Genomic DNA, 20,335 nt, shown 5'->3' on the forward strand with positions numbered 1-20,335 from the left:
AAATGTCAGAGATTCAAATATCCATTAACAACTTATCAAAAGTTTATGATAATGGCTTTAAAGCCCTTAATAATGTTAGCCTTAAAGTAAAACAAGGTGAAATTCTTGCAATGCTTGGACCAAATGGTGCGGGCAAAACTAGTTTAATCAGTATTATTTGTGGAATTGTTAAACCTACTTCAGGAACTGTCACAATTGATAATTATGATATTATAAAAGATTATAGAGAGACAAGATCAAGAATAGGGCTTGTTCCTCAAGAATTAAATTTAGAATCTTTTGAAACTGTTTTTGATACCGTATCTTATTCAAGAGGACTGTATGGAAAAGCACCTAAACCAGAACACATTGAAAAAATTTTAAAAGATTTAAGTTTGTGGGATAAAAAAGATCAAAGATTAAGACAATTATCAGGCGGAATGAAAAGAAGAGTTTTAATTGCAAAAGCTTTATCTCATGAACCTAAAATATTATTTCTTGATGAACCAACAGCCGGAGTTGATGTTGAGCTTAGAAGAGATATGTGGATGGTTGTTGATGACCTTAGAAAAAAAGGGGTCACAATTATTTTAACTACTCATTACATTGAGGAGGCTGAGGCCATAGCGGACCGTGTAGCTGTAATTAATCAAGGTGAAATTATTGTAGTTGAGGATAAAAAAGAATTAATTAAGAAAATGGGACACAAAAAACTAACCATTGAATTACAGAAAAAAATTACAGAAATTCCAGAAGATTTATCTAAGTACAATCTTGAAATAAGTGAAGAGCAGATGTCATTAATTTATACTTATAATGTTCAGGCTGAAAAAACGGGTATTACTGATTTATTGCAAGATATAAAAGATACTGGCTTAAAGTTAAAAGATTTAAAAACAGAACAAAGTACATTAGAGAAAATATTTGTTGATTTAGTAAAGGAGAATAATGAAATTTAACTATTACGGCTTTAAAGCTATTTATGTTCATGAGATGAATAGATTTATAAGAACTATAGGTCAATCTCTTCTCTCACCTGTAATATCTACATCATTATACTTTGTTGTTTTTGGTTCAGTTATTGGAAATTATATTCAAAAAATTGATGGGGTTAGTTATGGGTCTTACATTGTACCAGGTTTATTAATGTTAACACTCCTTACTCAATCAATTAGTAACACTTCGTTTGGAATCTTTTTTCCAAAATTTAATGGAACTATTAATGAAATTTTAGCAGCACCCATTTCAACACTTGAAACCGTTCTAGCTTTTGTGGGGGCAGGAGCCACTAAAACTTTAGTCGTTGGTGCTGTAATTTATGCAACCGCCTCTTTTTTTGCTGATGTGAGTGTTATGCATCCAATGTTAATGATATTTTTATTAGTATTAGTTTCTTTTACTTTTGCTTTATTTGGATTTTTAATTGGTGTAGTTAGTAAAAACTTTGAGCAGATGTCGATTATTCCATCATTAGTCATTACTCCAATGGTATTTTTAGGAGGAAGCTTATACTCTCTTGATATGCTGCCACCATTTTGGCAAACAATTTCATATTTTAATCCAGTAGTTTATCTAATTGATGGCTTAAGATTTTCTTTCTACGGCGTCTCTGATTTTGATATTTGGATTAGTATTAGTTCGATGGTTTTCTTTTTAATGGTTTGTATTACCCTTGTGTCTATCTTGCTTAAAAAAGGCTACAATATTAAAAGTTAACTCGCTTTCATTTTAAGATTAATAACTACTAAAGTTTTATAATCGTTTGATTTAATTTCATGATATGAAATTCTAATCGTAGCTTAGGAAATTTTTTATTTAATAGTTGTTTTAGTTTTTGATAAGAAGTTTTGTGAATTTCATCCTCATCTAAATCTTTTTTACCTTCGGCAATTTTAATCGCCCCACAGTCTTCATGATTTATAACAATGAGTTTGCTTATTTTGTGAAGCTCAATTGAAGCTGATAAATTATCAATAAAAGTTTGATGCCATTTTTTAAATTTATTATGAGTAACACCAATGGCTCCACCTGCAATAGTAAATGAGCTATACTTTCCAGTTAAGTTCTTTTTTTTGGTAAATTTATAGACTAGGGATTGGAACCTTGGATCCATACAAGAAAGAACCATTGCTTTAAATTTTTTTTGCATAAAAATTAATTAATAAAATTTAAATACAAAATTTTTTTTTATTTGTCATTAATTTGTTTATTTTTTAAATGAATTGACTATTGAGAACAGCCTTAAAGTCAGTTAGAGTGTAATTATTATGCTATCTTATATATTGCCTTTTATTGCTTTAATTGTTGTGGTGGTATTTATCCATGAATATGGACATTATTATTTTGCTAAACGATACGGTGTAGGAGTTACTGATTTTTCAATTGGTTTTGGCAAAGAAATGTTTGGTTGGAATGATAAATCAGGAACTCGTTGGAAGGTTTGTGTCATACCTCTTGGGGGATATGTTAAGTTTTTTGGTGATAGAAATGTTTATAGCCAAGCTGATAATGACAAAATTATAAAAGAATATAGTAAAGAAGATCAGGATAAACTGTTTGTACTAAAGCCTTTATATCAACGAGCTTTAATTGTATTTGGTGGTCCTTTAGCTAACTTTTTATTAGCAATTCTGATATTTTTTTCAGTTTATACCTTTTTTGGAAAAGATTTTACACCAGCTGTAATTAACGAAGTTCAAAAGGATAGTCCTGCAATGGTAGCTGGTCTTAAAGACAATGATATTGTGGTCTCTATTGATGGCAACGAGGTTACAAGCATTATGGATGTTTCAAAATATATTATGATGTCTACTGATGAATTTATCAATTTTACAGTAAATAGATTTGATCAAGATTTAACCTTTAGAGTAAAACCGAATATTGTTGAAGGCGAAGATAATCTTGGAAACAAAATCAGCAAACGTATGGTTGGTATTAAACTTGGTGCTTATAACAATGAGGTAAATCACGTTAAACTCGGTCCTACCAAAGCGCTGTTTTATGCGGTTAATGAAGTTTATTATGTAAGCACTTCTTCTCTTAAATATATTGGAAGCATGCTCACTGGAAATGGTGATACTTCACAGTTGGGTGGGCCAATTCGAATAGCAAAAATTAGCGGACAAGTTGCAGAATTTGGAATTTTACCTTTTATAAGCCTTATGGCTTATATTTCTATTAGTTTAGGGTTAATAAACTTGTTCCCAATTCCAATGTTAGATGGCGGGCACTTAATGTTTTATGGAATTGAAAAGGTATTAGGGCGTCCATTATCACAAAAAACTCAAGAAGGTTTTTTTCGAATCGGAATGTTTTTATTGCTATCATTGATGTTTTTTACAACGTTTAATGATCTAAAAGACGTTGGTTTATTTAAGTTTTTTAATAATTATATTTCTTAAATAATCCTTTAAAATCAACATTTATTTAACAAATCACTATATATTGAGGTTTTTATTTTAGTAGACACTAATAAAAAGCTTGATTTATGAGGTTTAATGTCAATTATGTGAAAATAACCAATAAAACCGGAGCTAAATAAATGAACAAAAAACAATTAATAGCACAACTTTCAGGTTCTTTAAACCTAAGTAAAGCTGATGCTGAGCGTACTTTTGATACTATTACAAACACTATTCTAGATGCTTTAAAAGGTGACGATACAGTGAAAATTGCTGGATTTGGAACTTACAAAGTAGCAAAAAGAAAAGCTAGAGTTGGAAGAAATCCTAGAACTGGAGAGCAAATCCAAATCGGTGCTTCTCAAAAAGTTAAGTTCTTACCAGCTAAGGCACTTAAAGAAATATTTAATAAGTAATTAAATAGTAAATTCATTAACAGCCTTTTACAGAAATGTAATAAGGCTGTTACTATATGCAATCACTGCATACCTAAATTTCCCAATCAACATTAGTTTTTAAGTTCATCTAAAATATAAGTGAAAACTTAAACATGGAGGTCTTAATGATAAAAATAATAAAAAAAATATCAGTTCCACTTATTAGTTTATTTTTTTTAATAAACATGAGTAGTGCTGGAATAGCAGAAACAACTATTTCTGCCGAAGTAGGGTTTGTATTTAATACACTCCTATTTTTAATTTGTGGTTTTTTAGTAATGTTCATGGCGGCAGGCTTTGCAATGCTTGAGTCAGGAATGGTTACTTCTAAAAGTGTTTCTGTAATTTGTGCAAAGAATATTGGTTTGTATGCAATTTCAGGAATTATGTTTTGGTTAGTTGGTTACAACTTGGCATACGGTATACCAGAAGGTGGATATATAGGTACATTTACACCTTGGTCAGACTCTAGTTCACTGGAGGCAGGTTACTCTGCTGGATCAGACTGGTTTTTCCAAATGGTATTTTGTGCAACAACAGTTTCAATTTGTTCAGGAGCAATGGCTGAAAGAATTAAGTTGTGGCCATTCTTTTTATTTGCAGCAATTTTATCTGGTGTTATTTATCCTATAGTAATGGGATGGCAATGGGGTGGAGGCTGGTTAGCAACTATCGGATTTTCTGATTTTGCTGGATCAACTCTAGTTCACTCAACTGGGGGTGCTGCTGCACTTGCTGGTATTATAATACTTGGTCCAAGATTTGGAAGATTTGATAGCAAAGGTAATCCAAAAGCCATTCAACCATTTGCAGCATCATCAATTCCATTAGTAACTATTGGTGTGTTTGTATTATGGTTAGGTTGGTTTGGATTTAATGGTGGTTCTCAACTAGCATTAGGTTCATTTGCGGATGCAGTAGCTATTTCAACAATCTTTATTAACACTAATTTAGCAGCATGTGGTGGTGTATTAGCTGCAGCCGTAGTTACAAGATTATTGTTTGGTAAAACTGATGTAATACAAATGTTAAACGGTGCAATTGGTGGGTTAGTTGCAATAACAGCTGAACCATTAGCACCATCTCCATTAGCAGCAATATTAATTGGTGCTGTTGGTGGTGTGATAGTTGTATTTGGAACTAAACTACTGTTTTCATTTAAACTTGATGATGTAGTGGGTGCAATTCCAGCTCACATGTTTGCAGGTATATTTGGAACTTTAGTAGTACCGATCACAAATGCAGATGCAACATTCGGAGCACAGTTAATTGGTGTTTTATCAATTAATATTTTTGTTTTTGTAGTGGCTTACATAGTCTGGTCGATTATGAATAGTCTCTTTGGAATTAGATTGAGTAAAGAAGCTCAAGCCAAAGGTACAGATGTTACTGAAACAGGAGTTATTGCTTACGCAATCAGAGACTAATAAAAAACTATCTCTCTTATAGTTAGAAAATAGGCCCCTTAATTGGGGCCTTTTTAACTTATAGAATTTTTTAGGGTATCAAACACTTCTTTAGCATGATCCTTAACTTTTACATTATCCCAAATTTTTACTATTTTACCATTTGGATCAATTAAGAAAGTTGTTCTCACTATTCCCATAAACTCTCTACCCATAAATTTCTTCTTAGCCCAAACTTTGTATTTTTTTAAAATATTAAGCTCGATATCAGACAAAAGATCAAATTTGATCTTAAATTTTTCCTTAAATTTATGGTGGCTCTTTAGATCATCTTTAGAAATCCCAAATATTTCACAATTCAGTTTTTTAAATTTAGGTAATAATTTGTTAAAATCATTAGTCTCAATTGTGCATCCTGGAGTGTCATCTTTAGGGTAAAAATAAAGAACCACATATTTACCAAGTGAATCTTTTAAAGAATAAATCTCATTATCAGTTGAGTTTAATTTAAACAAAGGTGCCTTAGTATTTGGTTTAATCATTAATTATTTCATTTTCTTCCCAGATTTTTTTATAATTTATAAAAGGAGACAAGCCATAGACAGAATTTATGTTTGTACAATGAATTGCTAACGACGGTATTGGACTTAAGCAAAATTCTTTTTTATAAACATCATGAAATGGTTTTTCAAATGGTTGATGTTCAAATTTACAAATACTAATTAAATCCTCCCAGTATTTTTTAACAATCAAATTGCTTGTTAAAAAGGTACATAACGATTCCTCTATCTGACGCCAATGAAAATTATTGCCCAAAAAAATTTTTGAGTTTTCAGCTTTGTTATATAAATAAGGATAATCTGTTGGACAAAGAATTAATTCTTGCTTTAATAGAGATGATAGTTTTTCATATGAAAGAATCATTTCTTTAATTGAATTAATTGAATGTAAATAGTCATCTTCAACAAAATAAATCAAATCTTCGCAGTTTCTTGCTATTAATAAAGATTGATGAATATTAGACATGTTTGAAATTTGATTATCTGTAACTTTTTCACCTTTTTGATTTATACTCTGTATTTCATTTTTAAAATTTTCAACTTTTAAATCTATTATTTCGCTTTTAAAAAATTGATTATTTAAGAGAGTTTTCATTTGATTGATAACTTTAGTCTCCGAGTTATGATCAATAATAGTAATTTTTAGATTAATTTTATTAAAAATTTTTGATGAATTGTTGATAGATTTTATAATCGAGTTTAAAGTTCTCAAAGTGTATTCAGATTTGTCTGCATCAAATAATCTTTTTTTGGATTGAGAGAGCATATTTACCGAAGCACAAGTTCTTAAGATAATATCTAGTGATCTTACGGGTCTTGATGTTTTAAGAATACCCATTGGAATGGTTATAGATTTTTCACCGATAATACTAAGTTCATCGTTAATGTATTTATTTGATACTGGAAAATATAGACTGGATTGATCAATAATTTCAAAATTGAAAAGTCTACAAATTTTAACAAATATTTTTTTAAGAAAATTAGATTTAGAATTATTATTTTGAGATTTCATGTTATATAAGTTTATATTATGACTATTAAATCTTCACAAACACTAGTTTTAGAAGCATTAAAAGAAATCAAAACTATTTCTGTAGAACAAGCATTAAAACAAGCTAAAGCAGGCAATTGTAATCTCATTGATATTAGAGAAAAAGGTGAATTAGATAAGACAGGTAGAGTTGAAAATTCAAATCACATTCCTCGCGGAATGTTAGAATTTTGGTTAGATCCAGAAGGTCCTTATTTTAAAAGTGGAAAGCTTGACATGACTAAAGAGATGGTTTTGTTTTGTGCTGGTGGATTAAGATCTGCACTTGCAGCTAAATCATTAAAAGAAATGGGCTTTGAAAATGTTTCACACATTGATGGTGGCTTTGCAGCAATTAGTCAAAGTGATTTTAAAATAGTTTAATCTACTTTATTATATTCATCTAAAGCAAATTCCAATCGATCTTGTCCCCAAAATATTTTATTATTAACAATAAAAGTAGGTGCTCCAAAAACTTCTTTTTCATGGGCATTTTTTGTTGCATCTTTTAACTTTTCTTTAATAGCAGGATCTTTAATTGTTTTAAAAAAAATATCTTTATCAATCTTACATTGCTCAAGTAGTGATATTAAAATTTCTTCTTTAGAGATATCCAAATCATCTTTCCAATAAGCGTCAAACATTGTTTTAATATATTGTGCTTGATTTGATGAGCTAATATCTAAATAGCCACGCATAATATTCAATGAGTTTAAAGGAAATTTAGAGTTCCATTTAAAATCAAAATTATTTTTTTTTGCAATTAACAAACAGTCATTAATCATATGTTTTAATTTAGGTTTGATAAATGCTGGTGCTGTTATACCTTCTAAATTATGAAGACCACCTAATAAAATTGGCTTATAATTTATTAGAATATCTTTTGGTAACTTTTGGATTTTTTTGTAAGCTAAATACGCGTAAGGACTAATAAAATCAAAATAGAAATCTATTTCCTTAATCATATAGATTAATTCTTTTTGCGTAAAAAATTCTTATAATCCAATAAAGAGTAAGTCCAATAGGACCAATAAAATATGTTATTAATAACGGAAAAGACATTATTATTTTATTGATACCAAATTTTTGTGAGTCCTTAACAATCCATCCACCACAAAATAGATTAATAGACAGAAAATGAGTCCAAAATAGAATTAAGAAGGATTTATTGTTAAACAAATAACTAATTGAATCTAAGCCTAAATATAGCTCAAAATTTCTAACAAAGTCATAGCCTTCGTTAAACAGCAAATATGTTAAGTAACCGTAGGTGAAACTTAAAATAATAAAAGGAAAAATTGATGTGATAAAAACTCTACATATTTGTGACTGCGGAAAGAGGACTAATATTAACCAAAAAGGTAAGACACCCAGATTTAACCAAAGAAAAATCATTTCAATTGTAAAATATGTATAGATTTGATCGATCATTTTTTAGTGTATTATACAATAAGCAATTAAGATTCATATGAGAAATAGAAAAAAAACATTACAAGTGACGGTAGAGGAAATGAGAAATTTCTCATTTGCCTATATCGAAAGATATGCACCATCTAAACAACAGCTTAGAACCTATCTATTAAAGAAGTATCTAAAAGCTAATTTAGAAAATATCAAAAAACAAGATATTACAGATTTAATAGATGTTGTTTTGCAAGATCTTGAAAAAACTAAGTTTATTAATGATAAATTCTATTCTGAAAGTAAATCTAGAAGCTTAATCCAAAGAGGTAGTTCGGTTAATAAAATTAGAAACTATTTAATGACCAAAGGAATTAATGATCGCTACATTAAAGAAACAATAGATAAGATTAAAGAGGATAACTCTGACCAAGATTTTTTTTCTGGAATAAAAATATGTAAAAAAAAGAGAATTGGACCAGCGAGAATAGAGGATAATAGAGCCCTATTTTATAAAAAGGATATTGCTTTACTAGCAAGAAATGGTTTTGATTTTGAAACCTCTAAAAGGATCATGGATATTGATCAAGCTGACTATATAAAAATAATTAGATTACTTTAATTTTTTTTCTTTCTCTTCTTCTTCAACAAGAGACTGAATTCTATTTCTAATAACATTTTTGACAAATACAAATACTAATAAACCAAAGATAGAAACTGATACTATAATTATTAAAATTATTCTTAATTGCTCATCCATTATAACATATTTTTACTTTTTAAAATTAAACTTGGGTTTTTAAATTCAGTTTTTCCATAGAGTATTTCATTATAATTAAAGTCAGTCACTTTCCCTCCTGAGTGCTCAAGGATTGCATGACCAGCTGCAATATCCCATTCACAAGCTCTTGGTTCAGCGACATACATATCAAATTCACCCGCTGCAATAACACAAAATTTTAGTGAGCTTTTCATTTTTTGAAAAGAACTTATTTTATATTTTTTATGGATTTCTAAAATTTCAGGTTTAAGATCGTTAGAATAACTTACTGCTGTATGTCCAACATAGTTTTTCTCTTTATTCATTAATGAAATTTCTTGATTGTTAATTAACTCGTAACTGTGAGACAAACCGTAAGAATAAAAAACTCTTTTTTTTGCTGGAACTGTTATGATCCCAATAGCGGGTTTTTTATCCAATATTAATGCTGCATTTAAAGTAAATTCATCACGGTTATTAATATAATCTTTGGTGCCATCTATTGGATCGATTAACCAAAAGGTATTTAAATCATTATCCATCTTATGGTTTGTACTCTCTTCTGAAACAATAGGGATATTTGGAGTTATTTTTTGGATCTTACTGGTTAAAATTTTATTAACTTCAATATCTCCGTTACTTACAGGAGTATTGTCTGACTTAATTTCTTTTTTTAAACCAGCTCCTCTTAAATCTAAGGCTACCTGACTTGCTTTATTAAAAGTTTCTATCAGTGAAAGAGTAATTTTCTTCTTTTCTTCAATGTTCATTTATATAATTTTTCTAATTGAATTACTTTTGAATTAATAACTTTTTTTCCAACGTTTTCAAAATTTACAGTAACTTTACCATTAATTATTGATTGAACTTGTCCAGTTCCCCATTCTTTGTTGTTCGGATTGATAACTTTGTCACCTGGTTCAAAATCTAAAATCATTAATTTACTTATAGTTAATATACTAATAAATATCATTAAATATGACAAAATTGAATTCTATTGGAATAGCTAAAGACCCAAAAGACACCTTAGTTATTGTTGCAATGTCAGGTGGAGTAGATTCTTCAACAGTTGCAGCTATGATGAAAAATGAAGGTTACAATGTCATCGGTATTACTCTTAAACTTTATAATGACAGTAAAGAGACAGCTTCTTCAAAACAATGTTGTGCAGGTCAAGATATTATGGATGCAAAAAGAGTAGCTGATAAATTAAAGATCGAACATAAGATTTTATATTATCAAAATAAATTTAAAGAAGGAGTTATTGATAATTTTATTGATAGCTATTTAAATGGAGAAACACCTATTCCATGTGTGCAATGTAATAAGACAGTTAAATTTACAGATTTATTTGAAGAAGCCAAAAGACTTAACGCTGATGCTTTAGTAACAGGACACTACGTTAAAAGTATTACTGAAAAAGATAATACAGATATGTACAGAGGAATTGATTTAAATAGAGATCAAAGTTATTTTTTATTCAATACCACAAAAGATCAATTAAATTTTTTAAGATTTCCTTTAGGCAATCTTCTTAAAGATGAAACAAGAAATATTGCAAGAGAACTTGATCTTAATGTTGCAGACAAACCTGACAGTCAAGATATTTGTTTTGTTCCAAATGGAGACTATGCTTCAGTTATAGAAAAATTTAGACCAAACTCATTTAGTAAAGGTAATATTAAAAATATGAATGGTGAAGTGATAGGAGTTCATGACGGCATTATTAATTATACAATTGGTCAAAGAAAAGGAATTGGAGTTTCTGATAAGAACCCATTGTATGTAGTAAAGATTATTGCTGATAAAAATGAAATTATTGTTGGAGCCAAGGAACACCTTGTTAAAACAAAAATAAATTTAAAAGATTTGAATATTATTACAAACGATCAAAATGATTTTAAAAATGAATTGTTCGTAAAGGTAAGGTCTACTGGAAGATTAATTAAAGCCAAGATAGATATCAATGATACTAATGCAAACGTTAATTTATTGGAAGAGGAGCACGGTATTGCGCCTGGTCAAGCGTGTGTGTTTTATGCAAAAAACAATAATGGCTATAAGGTTCTTGGTGGTGGTTGGATAAAAAGTTAGGTATTATTGAGATATAAAAGTTAAGAGACTATTTTTTCTTATTTTTTCTTTTAGCTCTTCTTTTTTTAGAGCCCTGTTTTCTTCGACCTCTATGTTTTTTTGGGTAACCCATACTATCCTATTTATAATTTTATTGACGTTATTGGAGGGATATAGCATTCTCCCTTTAACTTATCAAATTTTTTATGACTAAATCATTCAAGACTTTTCTTAAACATACTGCAAAAGATTACCATAATCAGTCAGTTAACCCCCCTGTGGTAAGAGCGTCGACTATTATCTTCAAATCCATGCAAGATATTAGAAAAATGCAGGATAAGAGCAAAAAAGATCCAACAGGTGGACATTTTGATTATGGAAGACAAGGAACATCAACAACTCATGTTTTGTCACAAATACTTAAAGAAATGGAGGAGTGCTATCACGTATTTTTAACACCAACTGGATTTGGATCAGTTTTCTTATCTATATTTAGTATTGTTCGTCCTGGTGATGAGATTATTGTGGCAGATCCAACATATTCACCTACGAGAATTTTAACTCAAGATTTCTTAAAAGAATTTAATGTAAAATCTGTGTTTTATGACCCACATGATTTGAAAACTTTAGAAAAAGCAATTACAAAAAAAACAAAATTAATTTTTGTTGAAAATCCTGGAAGCAATACGTTTGATTTTCAAGATTTAGGTAAAATAGTATCAATTGCAAAAAGGAATAAAATTTTTTCTGTAATTGATAATACATGGGGAACTCCTTATTTTTTAAAACCAATTAAGCTTGGTTTTGATATGTCAATTGTATCTGCTACCAAATATTATTCAGGTCACTCAGATGTTATGGGTGGAAGTTTAGCTGTTAATAAAAAAGTTTTTAAACAAGTTGATAAAGCGTATAAGATAACAGGTTTAAGACTTGGTCCTGATGATGCGTATTTAATAACAAGAGGACTTAGAACTTTAGATGTTAGATTAGACAAACATGAAAAAAGCTCAAAACAAGTAGCTGAGTTTTTATCTAATTATAAAAATATAAAACTATTATACCCGCATAAAAAAGATTCCTTTAATTTTAGAATGTGGAAAAAATATTATTCTGGTGCCTCAGGATTGATGGGTCTGAAAATTAAATCAAAAAACAAAAACTCTGTAATTAAGTTTGTTAATTCTTTAAAATTATTTGGTTATGGATATAGTTGGGGTGGATTTGAAAGCCTTGCTTTATATCAAGATAAACGTGAACAAGGTAATAGAGAATATCTAAAATTAGCAAAAGATGAACATTTAGTAAGATTACATATTGGTTTAGAAGACCCAAAAGACCTCATTGATGATTTAAAAAAATCTCTTAAATATATAAAATGAGTTCAGAAAAATTTATTCAAAATAAAACAGCCTTAATAACGCTGATCGCAGCTTGTATTGTAGTTTTAATTTCTCTTGGTGTTAGGCAAACTTTTGGTTTGTTTTTCATGGATTTTAAAAATGACCTAGATATTTCAATAACTCAATCTGGATTAGCAATAGGCATTCAAATGTTAATGTGGGGTTTAACAGGTCCTATATTTGGAGCCATTGCAGATAAATATGGTGGACACAAAGCAATTTGTTTAGCTTTTGTTTTTTATATTTTGGGAATTTATTTTTTGTATGCTGGTCCAAATACTGGAATTTTTTTTCAAATCGATTTAGGACTTTTAGTTGGAATTGGTTTAGGTGGAACTGCAATTAGTATTCCAATGTCAATTGTTGGAAAGCATTTTCCATTATCAAATAGAACAATAGCAATGAGCATTGTTACAGCTGTTGGTTCTTTGGGCTATTTTATCTCTCCACTTTATACGAGCTATTCATTAATTAAAAATGGATGGGTGGATACACTTTTTGTATTCACAATATTCTTATTTATCGGGCTTATAATAGCTTTTTTTGTAAGATCTCCATCTGCTGCTCAGTCTATTGAAAAACCAAACAACCAAAGCGCCATAGAGGCATTTAAGGAAGCTTTCAAAAACAAAAGTTATATACTTCTAGTCTCTGGATTTTTTGTATGTGGTTTTCATATAACTTTAGTTGGAACACACGTTCCAAAATACGTAATAGATAGAGGCTTAGAAAGCTGGACGGCTGCTGCAATATTGTCATTAATTGGATTATTTAATATATTTGGTTCTTTATTAAGTGGATACTTATCTACGAAAATTAGTAAAAAAATTATCTTAAGCTCTATTTACGCATTAAGAGGAATTTCAATTATCTTATTTATATTTTTACCCGCAAGTAACATTAATGCATTTATCTTTGGTGCAAGTTTTGGTTTTTTATGGCTATCAACAGTGCCTGCTACAAGTGGAATAGTTGCTCATATTTTTGGAACAAAATATCTTGGTATTCTTTATGGAATAGTTTTTTTAAGTCATCAAGTAGGCTCATTTTTTGGAGCATTTCTTGGAGGACTATTTCATGATTTATATGGCTCTTATGATTATGCTTGGTATTTAGCAATTGTTTTATCTATTTTTGCAGCAATAATACATCTACCAATTAAAGAAGAAGCAGTTCTAAGACTAAAAACAGAATAAAAATTGAATAAGAAAAACTACTTACTAGATTTAAATAATTCAAAGAAACCCTTTATAATCTATAAATCAGATAAAGGGTTTGATCTTTATACAGACTTTTCAAAAAAGATTATTTTAAACAATAATAATATTGAAAAATTTATTAACGAAAATAATAGGTTAAAACTTCCTTATAAAGAAACTGATCTGTTTATTGGTTTTTTTGGCTATGAAATATTAAATAATTTAATTGAAGTAAAAATAAAAAAACAAAAAACAATAAATTTCCCTAAAGGCATATTTTATAAACCTGAAACAAAAATAAAACTTCCAAACAACCTTGAGTATAAAAAAACAAGATCATTAAATTCTAATGATTTATTCAAAATAAATATTAATAAAAAATCCTATAAGGTAATATTTGATAAATTTAAAAAGAAAATAAAATCTGGAGAAACATATCAGATTAAAATTTGTACTAAATATAGTAATAAATCAAAAATAGATGCTTTAGATTTTTTTAGTAGACTTGTAAAAAGCAATATGGCGCCTGAAGCATTTATGATTAAGGATAAAAATTATTCAATAATAAGTTGTTCTCCTGAAAATTTGATAACAAAAAAAAATAATTTTATAACAACAAAACCAATTGCAGGCACTTTAAAGAAAACTAAAAAATTAAATAAAAATAAAGCCCTTACTTTTTTTAGAAAAAATTTAAAAGAATCCAAAGAACACAACATGATTGTTGATATGGAAAGAAATGACTTATCTAAAATTTGTAAACCAGGTTCAGTAAAAATTTTAAAAAAAAAGATAGTTGAAGAATATAAAGATCTTTATCATTATGTGAGTTTAATTGGAGGACAACTCAAAAATAGAGTTACCTCATTAGAGATTATAAAGGCAATGATGCCGGGAGGATCTGTAATAGGATGTCCTAAAATTAGTACATTAAATTTGTTAAACAAACAGGAAAAACAAAGTAGAAATATTTATACAGGTAGCTTTGGTTACTTAAAGTTCAATGGAGATATGAGGTTTAATATCATTATTAGATCAATATTAAATTTTAAAGGTAAATCGGAAATTTCTGTGGCATCTGGTGTTGTAATTGACAGTAATGCAGCTCATGAATTTAATGAAAATTATATTAAAGCAAAGTCATTAATGGATCTTTATAAATGATATACATTATCGATCATCATGACTCTTTTACTCAAAACGTAGTACATCAATTTCAAAATTTTGATGAAGTTGTTTGCACTAATTTTAATGAAATAAATCAAAATAAATTAAAAAAAGCAGATATTATTGTTTTTTCACCAGGTCCAGGTGCTCCAAAAGATTATCCAATTAGTTCTGAGATTTATAAAAAATTTAAAGGTAAAAAAAAAATTATTGGAATTTGTCTTGGGTTTCAACAAATTCTTCATTGTGAAAATGGAAAAATAGTTGAACAAAAAAAGATTTACCATGGTTTCCAATCTAAAATAAAAGTAACTAGCAAAAATTCATTGTTTAAAAAAAATAGTCAATTTACTGTAGGTAGATATCACTCTCTAAAATTAAAAGAGCCGTTTGCTGCAAAAAATTTTGAAATTACAATGAGGTGTGCTATTTCAAATACAGCAATGACAATAGAAAATAATAAAGAGAAAATATTTGGCTTTCAATTTCATCCTGAATCTTTTTTAACTGAAAATGGTAACTTACTTATTAAAAAAATCTTATCAGCATAAAACTTACAAAGAGATTAATTTTAAAGATCTTTGGGGGGATAATGGTGTATTCACTACAATGTGGATTTTTGGAAAACCTGCTAAAATACTTTTTTTTAAAAAACATATTAAAAATTTAATAAAATCTTTAAAAGTTTATAAATTAAATAACCCAAATCTTAAAAAAAATATTCTTAAATTAATCAAACTGAATATTGATAAAAAAAGATCTTATAATCATCTTCTTAGAGTTGCAGTGAATAAAAAGATGATATCAATTTCTTTGAGAAACAGAAAAACTCCTAAATTAAATTTTAATTTAAAGCTTATCCGTCACAAACGATTTGACCCTAAATTTAAAAATCTTAAATATAACTTTATATTAAAGCATTTATCTAAAATGGATAATACCACTTCAGATGTTGGTCTTTGTTACAAGAATACAATTTTAGAAAGTGGAACTTCAAATATGCTGTTTATAAAAGATGATAAAGTGTACTCTCCAATTAATAATATTTATAAGGGCATTACTTATAAATTTTTTAATAAAAAATTAGGTAAGATTATTAACAAAGATATATTGATAAAAACTTTATCTGAATTTAGTGAAATTCTTCTCATTGGTTCTGGAAAAGGTGTTGCTTCAATAAAAAATATTAATGAAATCAAGTGGAAGAGAAAAAGTTTTAAATTTTATAAAAAACTATCTAATTTTTATAAAAATGAAGTTAACAAATGCTCTATCTATAGATAAAATTATGTTTGACCCAAATAATCCTTGTTTATTCTGCAACTCCAAACAAAGTGGACTAGCTGCTGAAAATGATTTGGCTTATGCTAGTTATGACACATATCCAGTGTCCGAATTCCATTGTTTAATTATTCCAAAACGGCATGTTGTGGATTATTTTGATTTAAATGACGATGAAGTGATTGCTTGCAATAACTTAATCAAACAAATTAAAGAGGAAATATTGTTAAAAGATCCGGCAGTTAAAGGTTTTAATATTGGAACAAATGCTGGAGTTATTGCTGGACAATCAATCTTGCATTGTCATATTCATTTAATTCCTCGTAGAGAAGACGATGTTGATAACCCACAAGGAGGAGTTAGGTCGGTTATACCAAAGAAACAGCATTACAAGCGTAAGCTGTAAAATCTTATATGGTAAAATAACCCATACAAAACGGTTGATCTATTATTTCATCTGTACTAAATAATCACAATTAACATAGATTCTAAATAAAGGTATTACTAATTATGATGTCAATTAACCCTTTTTCAGTTTTAGCTGAAACAATATCTCCTGCAGCCATACAATTTTTTGTTTTAGCTATGATTGCTTTAATTATTATTGGAACAATAGTTCAGATGATCCATCATAAAAATGTAACTTACTTTTTTAATAATGCAAAAAAAGCAAAATTAGCAGCTGAAAGAGAATTAGGAGCTGGAGAAAAAACATCAATTATTTTAAAAACTGTAGCTCATGATATCGCAACTACTGCAGAGCTTGGAGCTGGTAAAAGAAGAGTTGCACACGTTATGGGAATGTATGGAACTATTTTATTTTGGGTAGCATCTGTTGTAATGGTTTTTTGTTATACAGCACAAGGAACTACCACACCGACAGTTTGGCCTATAATTTGGCATGTCGGAGCAATTATGACTTGTGTAGGTGGATACTGGTTTTGGTTATTTTTAAGAGTGGATGTGTTAGCCGAAGCTCATCCTTGGTATAGAATTATTAAAGCTGACTTATTTGTTTTAGCACTTCTTGCATGTGCTACTACTGGACTAGCTTGGTCATACTTTCAATCTTCTGGATCAGCTGGATTAGGATATTTATTTTTAATTTTATTTATTACCTCAAACATTGTTTTATTTGGGGGAGTTTATTGGTCAAAATTTGCACATATGTTTTATAAACCTGGTGCAGCAATCCAAAAAAACTTAGCAGAAGCAGATGGATCAAGAGACAATCTTCCTCCACTTGCAGATGCACCAAAACAATTTGGACTAGGAATTAAAAGAGAACAACCAAAACATTATTAAAAAGAGAGAGGTAAAATAATATGTCAACTTTTGTATACATGACGAGATGTGATGGATGTGGTCACTGTGTGGATATTTGTCCATCAGATATAATGCACATCGATGAAAATATTAGAAGAGCAGTAAATATTGAACCAAATTTTTGTTGGGAATGTTATTCTTGTGTAAAAGCTTGTCCTAATCATGCAATTGATGTTCGTGGTTATGCTGACTTTGCTCCTATGGGTCACAGTGTAAGAGTTAGACGTGAAGAAGAAAAAGGAACTATTTCTTGGAAAATTAAATTTAGAAATGGAACTACAAAAGATTTTGTATCTCCAATTACAACAAAACCTTGGGGAAAATTTATTCCTAAATTAGCAGAAGGTGAAAAACCTAATCAAGGTGAGATCAATTCTCAAATGCTTTACACTGAGCCTAATGGTTTAAATATTGATGGTAAATTACCAGTAGTACCAAAAGATTCATTTAAAAAAGGGGTTTACTACTAATGGCTAAGCATAAAACACATTTTGAAGATTGCGATGTTCTAGTTGTTGGTGGTGGAATGGCTGGAACTGGTGCTACTTTTGAAGCTAGGCACTGGGGAAGAGACATGAAAATTATTTGTGTTGAAAAAGCTAACATCGATAGAAGTGGAGCAGTTGCTCAAGGTTTATACGCTATTAACTGTTATATGGGTATGCAGTGGGGTGAAAACCAACCTGAAGATCACGTAAGATATGCACGTAATGATTTGATGGGTATGGTTAGAGAAGATTTAGGTTATGACATGGCTCGTCACGTTGATTCAACTGTTCATATGTTTGATGAGTGGGGTCTACCAATGATGAAGAATGAAAAAACAGGTCGTTACCTTAGAGAAGGTAAATGGCAGATCATGATTCATGGTGAAAGTTATAAACCAATCGTTGCAGAGGCTGCAAAAAAATCAGCTGATAAAATTTATAACAGAATAATGATTACTCATCTTTTAATGGATGAGGCTCAAGAAAATAGAGTAGGTGGAGCTGTTGGTTTTAATATGAGAACTGGTGATTTCCATGTATTTAGAGCAAAAACTGTAATCGTTGCAGCAGGTGGAGCGTCTCACATTTTCAAACCAAGAGCAGTCGGAGAAGGAATGGGAAGAACTTGGTATGCACCATGGAGTAATGGTTCAGCTTATGCATTACCTATCGCTGTTGGAGCTAAAATGACACAAATGGAAAACAGAATTGTGTTATGTAGATTCAAAGATGGTTATGGTCCAGTTGGAGCATATTTCTTACACCTTAAAACATATACTCAAAATGCAAATGGAGAGAATTATGAAAAGAAATGGTATGACCAAACTAAAGAATTAGTTGGTGAGTATATTGATCACCATCCAACACCAACATGTTTAAGAAACCATGCCTTCATACAAGAAACTATTGCAGGCGGTGGACCTATTCATATGGTGACTACTGAAGCATTCCAAGATCCACATTTAGAAACAGTTGGTTGGGAAAACTTTTTAGGTATGACCGTTGGTCAAGCTGTTGTTTGGGCATCTCAAAACATAGATCCTAAATACACAAATCCAGAATTAACTACATCTGAGCCATATGTTATGGGTTCTCATGCAACATGCTCTGGAGCTTGGGTTAGTGGACCTGAAGATTTATCTCCACCAGAATATTTCTGGGGTTATAACAGAATGTTAACAATTGATGGTCTTTTTGGTGCAGGTGATACTGTAGGTGGAAGTGCCCATAAGTTTTCTTCTGGATCATTTACTGAAGGTCGTTTAGCTGCAAAAGCTGCTGTTAAATATATTCAAGATCAAAAAGCAGAAGGTATTAAAGTTACTGATAAACAATGTGAAGACTTTAAAACTGCTGTATTCAAACCTTTAGAGACATACCAAGTAGCTCAAAATGAGATCACAGGTGGAACAGTTTCACCAAGTTATATTTCTCCTATTCAAGGTCTTCAACGTTTACAAAGAATTATGGACGAATATGTTGGTGGTATTGCAACTAACTACATGACAAATGGTAATATGCTTAAAAGAGGCCTAGAATTACTTGCTTGGTTAGAGGAAGATTTAGAAAAAGTAGGAGCTGAAGATTTGCACCAACTTATGAGAGCTTGGGAATTAAAACACAGAGCTTTAACTTCTCAATGTGTAACTGAACACACTATGTTTAGAGAAGAAACACGTTGGCCTGGTTACTATTATAGAGGTGATCATATGAAACTTGATGATGATAATTGGCATTGTTTAACAGTTTCTAGACGTGATCCTAAAACTGGTAAATTCTCTCTTGAAAAAGTGCCGGTTTACCACATAGTTGACGAGAACGAGAAGAAAAAAGCTTCTTAAAACAGTTAAACTTAAATTATGAATCTTTTAGAGAAATCTGATGATGAGATTATAGTAATTGCTAATCCTATTTGGGATAATCTTGTTAAAACTTCCAATATGAAAGATTATGGTGGTTTTACTAAAGATTTTGGAACTCAAATGTTATTTGGAGCAAATGAAGTAGAGCTTGGAAAACAGTGGGCTAATAATAAACTTTTAACAAGCCTAAAAGAAGACTACCAAGCATTTGGTTGTTTAAGACGAGGTCAAAACATCACCGTTCTATTTAAACAAAGAAGTAAAGAGATTGAAGGTGAGTTCCTAGGTAGATTGGTTCTTGGTATCGAGGGTGATGATGTTAAGGTTTTTGGAGCAACAATCTACTAATAAAAAAAATCACTTTATATTAAATATTTATTTGACAAATAATTAACTGGGTGTATTGACGGTTGTAATGTCAATTTCCAATATAAAAATATTAAAAAAAATTTTAGATTTTAAGGCAACTATTATCAAAACAGGTATCTTTGTTAGCTTAGCTGCTTATTGGGGTGTTATTTTAGTTGGAACTTTTATCACATTTAATTAGTTTGTTTTTTAA

At 29.6% G+C, this 20,335-nt stretch carries 27 protein-coding genes; 19 read left to right on the top strand and 8 right to left on the bottom strand.

The window, feature by feature from the left end; all coding sequences use genetic code 11:
• Positions 1–2 precede the first annotated feature (2 nt).
• Both AC5SLY_RS02060 and AC5SLY_RS02065 read left to right on the top strand, forming a co-directional pair.
• Positions 3–938 carry an ABC transporter ATP-binding protein gene (locus tag AC5SLY_RS02060; protein ID WP_006997106.1) on the top strand — a complete coding sequence of 312 codons (936 nt, stop codon included), beginning with the start codon at positions 3–5 and terminating at the stop codon, positions 936–938.
• Positions 928–1,695 (top strand): ABC transporter permease, encoded by a 768-nt coding sequence (locus AC5SLY_RS02065; protein ID WP_020169293.1) that lies wholly within the window; start codon positions 928–930, stop codon positions 1,693–1,695. The genes AC5SLY_RS02060 and AC5SLY_RS02065 overlap by 11 nt, the downstream gene beginning before the upstream one ends.
• Positions 1,696–1,723: 28 nt before the next feature.
• Here the strand turns inward: AC5SLY_RS02065 and AC5SLY_RS02070 are convergent, their stop codons facing one another.
• Entirely contained in the window at positions 1,724–2,128 is a 405-nt protein-coding gene (locus tag AC5SLY_RS02070) for a carbonic anhydrase (RefSeq protein WP_018414011.1), read from the bottom strand.
• 118 nt (positions 2,129–2,246) lie between these two features.
• On the opposite strand from AC5SLY_RS02070, the gene rseP reads away from it, so the two are divergent.
• The 3 genes from rseP (at position 2,247) to AC5SLY_RS02085 (ending at position 5,244) form a co-directional block, all read left to right on the top strand.
• Positions 2,247–3,380 (top strand): RIP metalloprotease RseP, encoded by a 1,134-nt coding sequence (gene rseP / locus AC5SLY_RS02075; protein WP_011281967.1) that lies wholly within the window; start codon positions 2,247–2,249, stop codon positions 3,378–3,380.
• A 140-nt stretch (positions 3,381–3,520) separates the two neighbouring features.
• Entirely contained in the window at positions 3,521–3,796 is a 276-nt protein-coding gene (locus AC5SLY_RS02080) for an HU family DNA-binding protein (protein ID WP_006997102.1), read from the top strand.
• A gap of 146 nt (positions 3,797–3,942) precedes the next feature.
• Positions 3,943–5,244 (top strand): ammonium transporter, encoded by a 1,302-nt coding sequence (locus AC5SLY_RS02085; RefSeq protein ID WP_006997101.1) that lies wholly within the window; start codon positions 3,943–3,945, stop codon positions 5,242–5,244.
• A gap of 53 nt (positions 5,245–5,297) precedes the next feature.
• Here AC5SLY_RS02085 and bcp read toward each other — a convergent pair whose 3' ends face one another.
• A complete protein-coding gene (bcp, locus tag AC5SLY_RS02090) occupies positions 5,298–5,765 on the bottom strand; it encodes a thioredoxin-dependent thiol peroxidase (protein WP_494599009.1) in 468 nt (155 codons plus the stop codon).
• Positions 5,758–6,795, bottom strand: a complete 1,038-nt coding sequence (locus AC5SLY_RS02095) for a glycosyltransferase family 2 protein (protein WP_494599010.1) — start codon at positions 6,793–6,795, stop codon at positions 5,758–5,760. Before AC5SLY_RS02095 ends, bcp begins: the two co-directional genes overlap by 8 nt.
• Before the next feature lie 18 nt (positions 6,796–6,813).
• On the opposite strand from AC5SLY_RS02095, the gene AC5SLY_RS02100 reads away from it, so the two are divergent.
• A complete protein-coding gene (locus AC5SLY_RS02100; RefSeq protein ID WP_494599011.1) occupies positions 6,814–7,197 on the top strand; it encodes a rhodanese-like domain-containing protein in 384 nt (127 codons plus the stop codon).
• On the opposite strand, the gene AC5SLY_RS02105 is transcribed toward AC5SLY_RS02100, so the two are convergent.
• Together AC5SLY_RS02105 and AC5SLY_RS02110 are read right to left on the bottom strand one after the other, a co-directional pair.
• The gene (locus AC5SLY_RS02105; RefSeq protein WP_494599012.1) at positions 7,194–7,778 is read right to left on the bottom strand and encodes a 2-hydroxychromene-2-carboxylate isomerase; all 585 of its coding nucleotides are present in this window, start codon (positions 7,776–7,778) and stop codon (positions 7,194–7,196) included. The two genes, AC5SLY_RS02100 and AC5SLY_RS02105, sit on opposite strands and share 4 nt — an antisense overlap.
• Positions 7,771–8,244, bottom strand: a complete 474-nt coding sequence (locus AC5SLY_RS02110; protein ID WP_494599013.1) for an ABA4-like family protein — start codon at positions 8,242–8,244, stop codon at positions 7,771–7,773. Before AC5SLY_RS02110 ends, AC5SLY_RS02105 begins: the two co-directional genes overlap by 8 nt.
• A gap of 37 nt (positions 8,245–8,281) precedes the next feature.
• Between AC5SLY_RS02110 and AC5SLY_RS02115 the strand changes: the two genes are divergently transcribed.
• A complete protein-coding gene (locus AC5SLY_RS02115) occupies positions 8,282–8,836 on the top strand; it encodes a regulatory protein RecX (protein ID WP_494599014.1) in 555 nt (184 codons plus the stop codon).
• Here AC5SLY_RS02115 and AC5SLY_RS02120 read toward each other — a convergent pair.
• Genes AC5SLY_RS02120 through AC5SLY_RS02130 form a run of 3 tightly spaced genes read right to left on the bottom strand, consistent with a single transcriptional unit; the run spans position 8,828 to position 9,911 of the window.
• The gene (locus AC5SLY_RS02120; RefSeq protein ID WP_006997093.1) at positions 8,828–8,974 is read right to left on the bottom strand and encodes a hypothetical protein; all 147 of its coding nucleotides are present in this window, start codon (positions 8,972–8,974) and stop codon (positions 8,828–8,830) included. The genes AC5SLY_RS02115 and AC5SLY_RS02120 overlap by 9 nt on opposite strands.
• Entirely contained in the window at positions 8,974–9,744 is a 771-nt protein-coding gene (locus tag AC5SLY_RS02125; protein ID WP_494599015.1) for a 3'(2'),5'-bisphosphate nucleotidase CysQ family protein, read from the bottom strand. The genes AC5SLY_RS02120 and AC5SLY_RS02125 overlap by 1 nt, the downstream gene beginning before the upstream one ends.
• The gene (locus tag AC5SLY_RS02130; RefSeq protein ID WP_494587507.1) at positions 9,741–9,911 is read right to left on the bottom strand and encodes a DUF3553 domain-containing protein; all 171 of its coding nucleotides are present in this window, start codon (positions 9,909–9,911) and stop codon (positions 9,741–9,743) included. Before AC5SLY_RS02130 ends, AC5SLY_RS02125 begins: the two co-directional genes overlap by 4 nt.
• A gap of 41 nt (positions 9,912–9,952) precedes the next feature.
• Here AC5SLY_RS02130 and mnmA point away from each other — a divergent pair, with 41 nt between their 5' ends.
• From mnmA to AC5SLY_RS02190, 12 genes are all read left to right on the top strand, one after another.
• The gene (gene mnmA, locus AC5SLY_RS02135) at positions 9,953–11,068 is read left to right on the top strand and encodes a tRNA 2-thiouridine(34) synthase MnmA (protein ID WP_006997090.1); all 1,116 of its coding nucleotides are present in this window, start codon (positions 9,953–9,955) and stop codon (positions 11,066–11,068) included.
• A 185-nt stretch (positions 11,069–11,253) separates the two neighbouring features.
• Entirely contained in the window at positions 11,254–12,429 is a 1,176-nt protein-coding gene (locus AC5SLY_RS02140) for a trans-sulfuration enzyme family protein (RefSeq protein ID WP_018414022.1), read from the top strand.
• Positions 12,426–13,646 (top strand): MFS transporter, encoded by a 1,221-nt coding sequence (locus AC5SLY_RS02145; RefSeq protein WP_027306604.1) that lies wholly within the window; start codon positions 12,426–12,428, stop codon positions 13,644–13,646. Before AC5SLY_RS02140 ends, AC5SLY_RS02145 begins: the two co-directional genes overlap by 4 nt.
• A 3-nt stretch (positions 13,647–13,649) precedes the next feature.
• Positions 13,650–14,813, top strand: a complete 1,164-nt coding sequence (locus AC5SLY_RS02150; RefSeq protein WP_271626431.1) for a chorismate-binding protein — start codon at positions 13,650–13,652, stop codon at positions 14,811–14,813.
• A complete protein-coding gene (locus AC5SLY_RS02155) occupies positions 14,810–15,367 on the top strand; it encodes an aminodeoxychorismate/anthranilate synthase component II (protein WP_011281980.1) in 558 nt (185 codons plus the stop codon). The genes AC5SLY_RS02150 and AC5SLY_RS02155 overlap by 4 nt, the downstream gene beginning before the upstream one ends.
• Complete coding sequence (locus AC5SLY_RS02160) at positions 15,330–16,100, top strand: aminotransferase class IV (protein ID WP_494599016.1); 771 nt, start codon at positions 15,330–15,332, stop codon at positions 16,098–16,100. The genes AC5SLY_RS02155 and AC5SLY_RS02160 overlap by 38 nt, the downstream gene beginning before the upstream one ends.
• Positions 16,069–16,503, top strand: coding sequence for an HIT family protein (locus AC5SLY_RS02165; RefSeq protein WP_494599017.1), 435 nt, complete (start codon positions 16,069–16,071; stop codon positions 16,501–16,503). Before AC5SLY_RS02160 ends, AC5SLY_RS02165 begins: the two co-directional genes overlap by 32 nt.
• 104 nt (positions 16,504–16,607) lie before the next feature.
• Positions 16,608–17,402: a hypothetical protein gene (locus tag AC5SLY_RS02170; protein ID WP_011281983.1), complete on the top strand. Its 795-nt coding sequence runs from the start codon at positions 16,608–16,610 to the stop codon at positions 17,400–17,402.
• A gap of 20 nt (positions 17,403–17,422) precedes the next feature.
• Positions 17,423–17,893, top strand: a complete 471-nt coding sequence (gene aprB / locus AC5SLY_RS02175) for an adenylyl-sulfate reductase subunit beta (protein WP_011281984.1) — start codon at positions 17,423–17,425, stop codon at positions 17,891–17,893.
• Positions 17,893–19,752 carry an adenylyl-sulfate reductase subunit alpha gene (aprA, locus tag AC5SLY_RS02180; protein ID WP_271741154.1) on the top strand — a complete coding sequence of 620 codons (1,860 nt, stop codon included), beginning with the start codon at positions 17,893–17,895 and terminating at the stop codon, positions 19,750–19,752. The genes aprB and aprA overlap by 1 nt, the downstream gene beginning before the upstream one ends.
• An 18-nt stretch (positions 19,753–19,770) precedes the next feature.
• Positions 19,771–20,121: a hypothetical protein gene (locus tag AC5SLY_RS02185; RefSeq protein WP_494599018.1), complete on the top strand. Its 351-nt coding sequence runs from the start codon at positions 19,771–19,773 to the stop codon at positions 20,119–20,121.
• A 67-nt stretch (positions 20,122–20,188) separates the two neighbouring features.
• Positions 20,189–20,323: a hypothetical protein gene (locus AC5SLY_RS02190; RefSeq protein ID WP_011281986.1), complete on the top strand. Its 135-nt coding sequence runs from the start codon at positions 20,189–20,191 to the stop codon at positions 20,321–20,323.
• Positions 20,324–20,335 lie beyond the last annotated feature (12 nt).

This window comes from Candidatus Pelagibacter sp. PS_23, assembly GCF_059417905.1.

Bases quoted from the DNA above. Each gene is read 5' to 3' on its own strand.
- AC5SLY_RS02060 (WP_006997106.1), top strand. From the start codon at position 3: ATGTCAGAGATTCAAATATCCATTAACAACTTATCAAAAGTTTATGAT.
- AC5SLY_RS02065 (WP_020169293.1), top strand. From the start codon at position 928: ATGAAATTTAACTATTACGGCTTTAAAGCTATTTATGTTCATGAGATG.
- AC5SLY_RS02070 (WP_018414011.1), bottom strand. From the start codon at position 2,128: ATGCAAAAAAAATTTAAAGCAATGGTTCTTTCTTGTATGGATCCAAGG.
- rseP (WP_011281967.1), top strand. From the start codon at position 2,247: ATGCTATCTTATATATTGCCTTTTATTGCTTTAATTGTTGTGGTGGTA.
- AC5SLY_RS02080 (WP_006997102.1), top strand. From the start codon at position 3,521: ATGAACAAAAAACAATTAATAGCACAACTTTCAGGTTCTTTAAACCTA.
- AC5SLY_RS02085 (WP_006997101.1), top strand. From the start codon at position 3,943: ATGATAAAAATAATAAAAAAAATATCAGTTCCACTTATTAGTTTATTT.
- bcp (WP_494599009.1), bottom strand. From the start codon at position 5,765: ATGATTAAACCAAATACTAAGGCACCTTTGTTTAAATTAAACTCAACT.
- AC5SLY_RS02095 (WP_494599010.1), bottom strand. From the start codon at position 6,795: ATGAAATCTCAAAATAATAATTCTAAATCTAATTTTCTTAAAAAAATA.
- AC5SLY_RS02100 (WP_494599011.1), top strand. From the start codon at position 6,814: ATGACTATTAAATCTTCACAAACACTAGTTTTAGAAGCATTAAAAGAA.
- AC5SLY_RS02105 (WP_494599012.1), bottom strand. From the start codon at position 7,778: ATGATTAAGGAAATAGATTTCTATTTTGATTTTATTAGTCCTTACGCG.
- AC5SLY_RS02110 (WP_494599013.1), bottom strand. From the start codon at position 8,244: ATGATCGATCAAATCTATACATATTTTACAATTGAAATGATTTTTCTT.
- AC5SLY_RS02115 (WP_494599014.1), top strand. From the start codon at position 8,282: ATGAGAAATAGAAAAAAAACATTACAAGTGACGGTAGAGGAAATGAGA.
- AC5SLY_RS02120 (WP_006997093.1), bottom strand. From the start codon at position 8,974: ATGGATGAGCAATTAAGAATAATTTTAATAATTATAGTATCAGTTTCT.
- AC5SLY_RS02125 (WP_494599015.1), bottom strand. From the start codon at position 9,744: ATGAACATTGAAGAAAAGAAGAAAATTACTCTTTCACTGATAGAAACT.
- AC5SLY_RS02130 (WP_494587507.1), bottom strand. From the start codon at position 9,911: ATGATTTTAGATTTTGAACCAGGTGACAAAGTTATCAATCCGAACAAC.
- mnmA (WP_006997090.1), top strand. From the start codon at position 9,953: ATGACAAAATTGAATTCTATTGGAATAGCTAAAGACCCAAAAGACACC.
- AC5SLY_RS02140 (WP_018414022.1), top strand. From the start codon at position 11,254: ATGACTAAATCATTCAAGACTTTTCTTAAACATACTGCAAAAGATTAC.
- AC5SLY_RS02145 (WP_027306604.1), top strand. From the start codon at position 12,426: ATGAGTTCAGAAAAATTTATTCAAAATAAAACAGCCTTAATAACGCTG.
- AC5SLY_RS02155 (WP_011281980.1), top strand. From the start codon at position 14,810: ATGATATACATTATCGATCATCATGACTCTTTTACTCAAAACGTAGTA.
- AC5SLY_RS02160 (WP_494599016.1), top strand. From the start codon at position 15,330: ATGGTAACTTACTTATTAAAAAAATCTTATCAGCATAAAACTTACAAA.
- AC5SLY_RS02165 (WP_494599017.1), top strand. From the start codon at position 16,069: ATGAAGTTAACAAATGCTCTATCTATAGATAAAATTATGTTTGACCCA.
- AC5SLY_RS02170 (WP_011281983.1), top strand. From the start codon at position 16,608: ATGATGTCAATTAACCCTTTTTCAGTTTTAGCTGAAACAATATCTCCT.
- aprB (WP_011281984.1), top strand. From the start codon at position 17,423: ATGTCAACTTTTGTATACATGACGAGATGTGATGGATGTGGTCACTGT.
- aprA (WP_271741154.1), top strand. From the start codon at position 17,893: ATGGCTAAGCATAAAACACATTTTGAAGATTGCGATGTTCTAGTTGTT.
- AC5SLY_RS02185 (WP_494599018.1), top strand. From the start codon at position 19,771: ATGAATCTTTTAGAGAAATCTGATGATGAGATTATAGTAATTGCTAAT.
- AC5SLY_RS02190 (WP_011281986.1), top strand. From the start codon at position 20,189: ATGTCAATTTCCAATATAAAAATATTAAAAAAAATTTTAGATTTTAAG.